The 6631-nt window shown below is 70.7% G+C and carries 7 protein-coding genes; 3 read left to right on the forward strand and 4 right to left on the reverse strand.

Annotated features, from left to right (window positions below; all coding sequences use genetic code 11):
* Positions 1 to 70: 70 nt before the first annotated feature.
* The 3 genes from ACZ60E_RS40840 to ACZ60E_RS40850 are packed head-to-tail and all read right to left on the reverse strand — an operon-like array spanning position 71 to position 3449.
* Positions 71 to 961, reverse strand: coding sequence for an SDR family oxidoreductase (locus ACZ60E_RS40840; protein WP_384811010.1), 891 nt, complete (start codon positions 959 to 961; stop codon positions 71 to 73).
* On the reverse strand, positions 958 to 1884 hold the full coding sequence (locus ACZ60E_RS40845; protein ID WP_469447219.1) for an alpha/beta fold hydrolase: 927 nt from the start codon (positions 1882 to 1884) through the stop codon (positions 958 to 960). The genes ACZ60E_RS40840 and ACZ60E_RS40845 overlap by 4 nt, the downstream gene beginning before the upstream one ends.
* Entirely contained in the window at positions 1881 to 3449 is a 1569-nt protein-coding gene (locus tag ACZ60E_RS40850; protein WP_469447221.1) for a flavin-containing monooxygenase, read from the reverse strand. The genes ACZ60E_RS40845 and ACZ60E_RS40850 overlap by 4 nt, the downstream gene beginning before the upstream one ends.
* Positions 3450 to 3638: 189 nt before the next feature.
* Here ACZ60E_RS40850 and ACZ60E_RS40855 point away from each other — a divergent pair, with 189 nt between their 5' ends.
* A complete protein-coding gene (locus ACZ60E_RS40855; RefSeq protein WP_384811110.1) occupies positions 3639 to 4262 on the forward strand; it encodes a MerR family transcriptional regulator in 624 nt (207 codons plus the stop codon).
* Between the two features lie 83 nt (positions 4263 to 4345).
* On the opposite strand, the gene ACZ60E_RS40860 is transcribed toward ACZ60E_RS40855, so the two are convergent.
* Positions 4346 to 5224 carry an exodeoxyribonuclease III gene (locus ACZ60E_RS40860; RefSeq protein ID WP_469447223.1) on the reverse strand — a complete coding sequence of 293 codons (879 nt, stop codon included), beginning with the start codon at positions 5222 to 5224 and terminating at the stop codon, positions 4346 to 4348.
* A 59-nt stretch (positions 5225 to 5283) separates the two neighbouring features.
* On the opposite strand from ACZ60E_RS40860, the gene ACZ60E_RS40865 reads away from it, so the two are divergent.
* Together ACZ60E_RS40865 and ACZ60E_RS40870 are read left to right on the forward strand one after the other, a co-directional pair.
* Entirely contained in the window at positions 5284 to 5760 is a 477-nt protein-coding gene (locus ACZ60E_RS40865; RefSeq protein WP_469447224.1) for a GNAT family N-acetyltransferase, read from the forward strand.
* Positions 5761 to 5768: 8 nt separating this feature from the next.
* Entirely contained in the window at positions 5769 to 6086 is a 318-nt protein-coding gene (locus ACZ60E_RS40870) for a hypothetical protein (RefSeq protein ID WP_469447226.1), read from the forward strand.
* Positions 6087 to 6631: the final 545 nt, after the last annotated feature.

A 6631-nucleotide genomic window follows, 5' to 3' on the forward strand; every position in this document is an offset into this window, starting at 1 on the left:
CCCGTTTTGGGTGAGGGGGTTGGGCCTCGACCAGAGTGACACGCACGGACATCACACGCATTTCGGTCAGTCACGGTCGGTGACGCACCGTGTTCCGACCTGTCTCGTCCGCCTCCCCGCCCGCACCGACGAGCCCCGTCCCGACACTCCCCAGCCGTGGTGCGAACCGCCGCATCTCCCGCTGCCCTACCGTTCCGATGAGCGCCGGGAGGTATCCCCGTACCCCCTGCATCCCGCGCAGCCACCACTGCCCGTACACGTGGCTGGACCTTCGCTCGATCCCGGCCACGATCCGGTCGACGGCCGGCCCCAGCGGGTACGTCTTGTTGGCGGGCCACGGCAGCCGCTGGCGCAACTCCCGCATGACGTCGTCCTGGTCGGCCCCGCGCACCATGTCGGTGTCGGTCCAGGAGAGGTATCCGACCCCGACGCGTACGCCCTGGTAGCCGACTTCGGCCCGCAGGCTGTGTGCGAACGCCTCGACGCCCGACTTGGACGCCGTGTACGCGGTCATCATCGGCGCGGGCGTGATCGCGGCGAGCGAGGCGATCTGGAGCAGGTAGCCGCGGCTCTCCTGGAGGACGGGCAGGAAGGCGCGGGCGGTGACGGCCGACCCGATGAGGTTCACCTCGATGACCCGCCGCCAGGCGACCGGGTCGGAGTCGACGAACGGGCCGCCGTTGGCGACCCCGGCGTTGGCGACGACGATGTCGACCTTCCCGAACCGCGCCTTCACCTCGCGCGCGACCTCGGCCATGGCCTCGTGGTCGGTGACGTCGGCGTGCCAGTACCCGCTCTCGCCGTGCAGCCGCTCGGAGACGCCCTTCAGTTCCTCGGGTTCGAGGCCGACGAGCGCGACGGTGGCGCCGCGGGCGGAGAGCTTGCGGGCGAGGAGTTCCCCGACACCCCGCGCGGCCCCCGTGACGACGGCGACCTGTCCTTGAAGACCGACCCTGCTCATGCGCCCTCCTTGATCACTGCGTATGTGGCGACGAGTGCCCGGATCCGGGTGGTGACCAGGTCGGGTGCCTCGATGGGAGTCATGTGCCCGATGCCGGGCAGTTCGGTGGAGCCGACGCAGTGCGGCAGCGCGGCGACCAGGGAGCGGGCGTGCACGGCGGGCGTCAGCCGGTCCGCCGTACCCACGACGACCTCGGTGGGGACGTGCAACTCCCGTACCGCGTGGTCGAGATCGAGCAGGTCGAGCACCTTCGACCAGGAGTGGCGCACCTGCCGGGGACACGCGTGCACGATCCGTGCGCACGCGTCGACCATGGCCGGCGCCGAACCGGGGCCCATGGTCCCGTACTTGAGGATCCGCCGGGCGAGCGGCGTGACCGGTCCGAGCGGCGCCCGCGATCCGAGGATCTGCTTGGTCAGCCAGGTACGCGACCGTCCGGCCCGCATCGGCAGCACCAGCGACTCGGCGACGAGCCGTGAACTGCCCGTGCTGCACAGGAGTACGGCGGCGGCGTGCTCCCGGAACCCGGCCCGTTCGGACGCGGCGATGAGCGTCATCCCGCCCATGGAGTGCCCGACGAGAACGGCCTTCTCGCCCGGCGCGAGGGTGGCCGCGAGCACCGCCTCCAGGTCGTCGGCGAGCCCGTCCGTGCTGCAGGCGGGGCTGGCGGGACTGCGCCCGTGCCCGCGCTGGTCGTAGACGATCACCCGGTGGTCGGCGGCGAGTTCCTGTATCTGCGCCGCCCAGAAGGCGGTCGAGCACGTCCAGCCGTGGGCGAGCACCACCGCGGGGGCGGCCGGGTCGTCGACGGCTCCGTGCACCTCGACGTGCAGCCGTGCCCCGTCGGCGGAGACCGCCGTCAGTTCGCGCGCGGGGACGGGCGGCGCGTAGGGGCCGGAGGCCTCGCGCGTCAGTCGGCTCATGCTTCTGCCTCGGCCTTCTTCTTGGTACGGGCGGCCGGTGTCGCGGACTGCGCGGCCGATGCCGGTACACATTCGGGTTCGGGTGTGGGCGCCGGTGGGCGGATCAGGTCGTACTCCGCCAGGTCCACACGCCTGGTCGCCCCGCGGAACTCCGTGGTCGTGCCCGGCCAGACGGTCGTGTTGACGCCGTTCTCGTCGAGGTACCAGCTGTTGCAGCCGCCGGTGGACCAGACCGTACGTTCCATGCGTCGCTGGACGCGGTCGTTCCAGGCGTCGACCGCGCCGGGGCGTGCGTCGAGGGCGGCCCGGCCGCCGAGCACGTCCAACTGCCGTACGTAGTCGGCCATGTAGTTCAGCTGGGACTCGATCATCAGGATCATGCTGGAGTTCCCGAGGCCCGTGTTGGGGCCGATGATCGTCATCCAGTTGGGGAACCCGGCGGCGGTCGCGCCCCGCAGCGACCTCATGCCGGACGCCGACCACGCCTCGGCGAGCGTCCTGCCCTCCGCGCCGACGACCCGGTCGGCGATGGGCATGTCGGTGACATGGAATCCTGTACCGAAGACGATCGCGTCGACCTCGGCCTCGCTGCCGTCGGCGGCGACGACGGTGGAGCCGCGGACCTCGCGCAGTCCGCTCGCGACGACGTCCACATTGGGCTTCGCGAGGGCCGGGTAGTACGTGCTGGACAGCAGGATGCGCTTGCAGCCGATGCGGTACGACGGGGTCAGCTTGGCTCGCAGTCCCGGGTCCTTGACGGCCCGGAACATGTTCCGCCTGGCGATCTGCTCGACCAGTCCCAGCTCGTTCGGACGCTTCGTGAACGCCTGGACCTGCAACTCCCGGATGCCCCACAGGAGTCCGCGCCGCAGCCGGGCCGTGACGGGCAGCGTCCGGTGCAGCAGCCGCTCGGCGCCGGTGACGGCCCGGTCCATGCGGGGCATCACCCAGGGCGGGGTGCGCTGGAAGAGGGTGAGTCTCGCGACCTCGGGCTGGATCGCCGGCACGATCTGGATGGCCGAGGCCCCGGTGCCGACCATCGCGACCCGCTTGCCGCGCAGGTCGTAGTCGTGGTCCCAGCGGGCCGAGTGGAAGACCTTGCCGGGGAAGGTGTCGAGCCCCGGGACGTCCGGCGTCTTCGGGTCGGAGAGCGGCCCGGTGGCGGACACGACGAGGTCGGCGGTGAGGGTTCCGCTGCTGGTCTCGATCACCCAGCGCAGCCGCTCGATGTCCCAGGTCATGAGCTTGACCTCGGAGTTCAGGCGCAGATGCGGCCGCAGTCCGAAGGTGTCGGTGACGTGTTCCAGATAGGCGCGGATGTGCTCCTGCCCGGAGAAGGTGCGCGGCCAGTCGGGGTTGGGCGCGAAGGAGAACGAGTAGAGGTGGGACGGTACGTCGCAGGCGCAGCCGGGGTAGCTGTTGTCGCGCCAGGTACCGCCCACGCTGCCGGCCCGTTCGAGGACGACGAAGTCGGTGACGCCCTCGCGGCGCAACCGTACGGCGGCTCCCAGCCCGCCGAAACCGGAGCCGATCACCGCCACCCGTACATGTTCGTGCTCGGTCATCCCGATGCCTCCATGCCGCGTCCTTGCCCCGTACGACCGCGCCAGTGAACACTGGCGCAATGGGGAGACTAGAGCAGCTCCGTACTCATGGGTAGGGGTTGCACGCAGGACGTTGACATCAGTGGCTCCGCCGCGGGTACCGGCGGTACGACATAGGGTGCCGATGTGGTGGACAAGCGGGAGTACCGAATGGAGGAGCTGGCCCAGCAGGCCGGCATCACCGTGCGCACCCTGCGCTTCTACCGTGAGCGGAAGCTGATCCCGCCACCGCGCCGCGAGGGCCGCATCGCCTGGTACGACGAGGACCACCTCGCCCGGCTGCGTACGATCGCCGCCCTCCTGGAGCGCGGCCACACCCTCAACGGCATCGCGGAACTGGCCGAGGCGTTCGACCACGGCCGTGACGTGGGCGAACTGCTGGGGCTCGGCGTACCCACCGAGGAGACCCCGGTCCGCCTCTCCCCCGAGGAACTGGCCGACGTCTTCGCGGGCCAGGCCACCTCGGAGAACCTCGCCGCGTCCCTGGACCTCGGCTACCTCGCCACCGACGGCACGGACATCGTCCACATCAGCCGCCGGCTGCTGGACACCTCGGCGGCGCTCGTCCGCGAGGGCATCCCGCTCGCGGACATCCTCGCGGCCGCCCGCCGCGTACGCGAACACGCCGACGCCCTGGCGGAGTTGTTCACCGACCTGGTCCTCACCGAGGACCGCACCCCGGAGGACCTCCAGCGCCTGCGCCCGCTGGCGAAGAGCGTGGTGGAGGCGGAACTGTCGATGGCACTGGACCGGCGCCTGCAGAAGCGGCCGTGAACCCTGGGAACGGGTCCGGCCAGTCACCGACCACGAACGAGGGTCAGCGGCCGGGGACGACGGTCACCGGCCGCGGATCACTGTCATCGCTCATAGACGACGGTCACCGGCGCGTGGTCGGACCAGCGCTCCTCATGGGTGGCCGCCCGCTCCACGAAGGCCTTGACGGCCCGGGCCGCGAGTCCGGGCGTGGAGACCTGGTAGTCGATCCGCCATCCCGAGTCGTTGTCGAAGGCCCGCCCGCGGTAGGACCACCACGAGTACGGCCCGTCGACGTCCGGGTGCAGCGCGCGGACGACATCCACGTACCCGGCCCCGTCACCGCCACTGTCGCCGCCGCCGTCCCCACCCTCGGCCTTCGCCTCGCCCTCCGCCTCGGCGAAGACCTTGCCCAGCCACTCCCGCTCCTCCGGCAGGAAGCCGGAGTTCTTCTGGTTGGCCCGCCAGTTCTTGAGGTCGGCCGGCCGGTGGGCGATGTTCCAGTCGCCGCACACGACGACCTCGCGCCCCTCGGCGGCGGCCCGCACGCGCAGCCCCTTCAGATGGGCGAGGAACTCGTCCATGAACCGGATCTTCTCGTCCTGCCGCTCGGTCCCGACCTCACCGGAGGGCAGGTACAGGCTGGCGACGGTGACGCCGGGCAGGTCGGCCTCGACATAGCGCCCGCTGCCGTCGAACTCGTCCGATCCGAAGCCGACCTGGACGCGGTCGGGCTCGCGGCGCGTGTAGAGGGAGACGCCGGCCCGCCCCTTCGCGGCGGCGGGCGCGTGCACGACGTGCCAGCCGTCGGGCTGCCGTACGCCCTCGGGGAGCTGCTCGGGCTCGGCCCGTACCTCCTGGAGGCACAGCACGTCGGCGGAGGTCTCCGCCAGCCACTCCACGAAGCCCTTCTTGGCGGCGGCCCGGAGCCCGTTCACATTCACAGAGGTCACAGTGAGCACCCCGGCACGATACCGGCACACTGGACGAGCACAGCGCACCCCACCACTCCCCCCTACTGCATAGAAGTACGATACTCAGCATGGATATACGCCGGGTCTCCTTCGACCACCCCGACGCCGTCAAGCTCAACGACGAGGTGCAGGCCGAGTACGCCGTGCGCTACGGGGACGAGGGCGATGCCACCCCGCTCGACCCGTCGATGTTCGAGCCGCCGCTCGGCCTCTATCTGATCGCGTACGACGCCGGGGACCGGCCCGTGGCCACCGGCGGCTGGCGCACCCAGGACGAGAACGACGAGGGCTACTCGGACGGCGACGCCGAGCTGAAGCGCATGTTCGTGATCGGGGAGGCCCGCGGCAACGGCCTCGCCCGCCGCATCCTCGGCGCCCTGGAGGCGGACGCGCGGGCGGCGGGCCGCACCCGCATGGTCCTGGAGACCGGCAACAAGCAGCCCGAGGCCATCGCCCTGTACGCGTCCAGCGGCTACGAGCCCTGCGTCAAGTTCGGCCACTACCGCTTCCACGAGGACAGCCGCTGCTACGCGAAGCGACTGTGAGGAGCCGTATGTCGCAGGTGACGGGCGAGCGCACCGCCGACCCGTGCCCCCGATGCTCCGTGGAGGCGGTCCGCCGGGGCAGCCCCACGTCCGCCGGGGGACGCGAGGTGGTCGGCTACACCTGCGACCGCTGCGCGCACACGTGGTCCCGCCCGGTGGAGACCGACGTGGACGTCTACGACATCGTCAGAGTGGACCTCCCGGACGTCACGCTCTACGGCACGGTCTGCCAGGTCCGAACGGACCGCATCCAGGTCCGCGGCACGAGCGGCACGGGCGGCGCGTGGCTGCGCTGGGTGGAGCGCTGGAGGGTCATCATCTACTGACCCCACCCGACCCGAGCCATCCCCCGCCCCCGGGACCGCCGCGCACCCCCGACCCACCACGGAACACCAAAGAACCCCCGCCGGATCTCCCCGGCGGGGGTTCTGAGCTGCGGTAGGGTGTTCACGAGTAGGGGTGGCCTGCGGCATCCAGGCCTTGTGGAGATCGCTTCCCAACTCGAAGGTGATCGTTTCCCACCTGTCACGCCTGCGGACACGTCCGTCCAGCCTTGAGCGTGCAGTCAGACGATTCGCCTGGTTCTACAGGTCGGCTACGAGAAGCCGGTGGCCGACATCGAGTGGTTCGCGGTCGAGCAGGTCGGCATGGCGCTGGTGCCACCGGCCGGAGGACAGGTCGTCGGACAGTCGGGTCAAGCCGGGCCGGACGGTAGCACTCAGCTGACCTGCGATGCCATCATTTTCGGCCAAGATTCGGTGCTTACCCCGGGCTTACTAGCCTCGCGCTTTCACGAGGTGGGACGTCCGAGGCTTGATCAAATAAGCGGAGAGTGCTCCTGACCTGCAACGATGGGACTTGTCTAGGGTCC

This window comes from Streptomyces sp. NPDC102514 (assembly GCF_055584525.1).

What these genes read in the sequence shown, in the direction of transcription:
- ACZ60E_RS40855 (WP_384811110.1), top strand. Translation starts at nt 3,639, where the DNA reads ATGGAGGAGCTGGCCCAGCAGGCCGGCATCACCGTGCGCACCCTGCGC.
- ACZ60E_RS40865 (WP_469447224.1), top strand. Translation starts at nt 5,284, where the DNA reads ATGGATATACGCCGGGTCTCCTTCGACCACCCCGACGCCGTCAAGCTC.
- ACZ60E_RS40840 (WP_384811010.1), bottom strand. Translation starts at nt 961, where the DNA reads ATGAGCAGGGTCGGTCTTCAAGGACAGGTCGCCGTCGTCACGGGGGCC.
- ACZ60E_RS40870 (WP_469447226.1), top strand. Translation starts at nt 5,769, where the DNA reads ATGTCGCAGGTGACGGGCGAGCGCACCGCCGACCCGTGCCCCCGATGC.
- ACZ60E_RS40850 (WP_469447221.1), bottom strand. Translation starts at nt 3,449, where the DNA reads ATGACCGAGCACGAACATGTACGGGTGGCGGTGATCGGCTCCGGTTTC.
- ACZ60E_RS40845 (WP_469447219.1), bottom strand. Translation starts at nt 1,884, where the DNA reads ATGAGCCGACTGACGCGCGAGGCCTCCGGCCCCTACGCGCCGCCCGTC.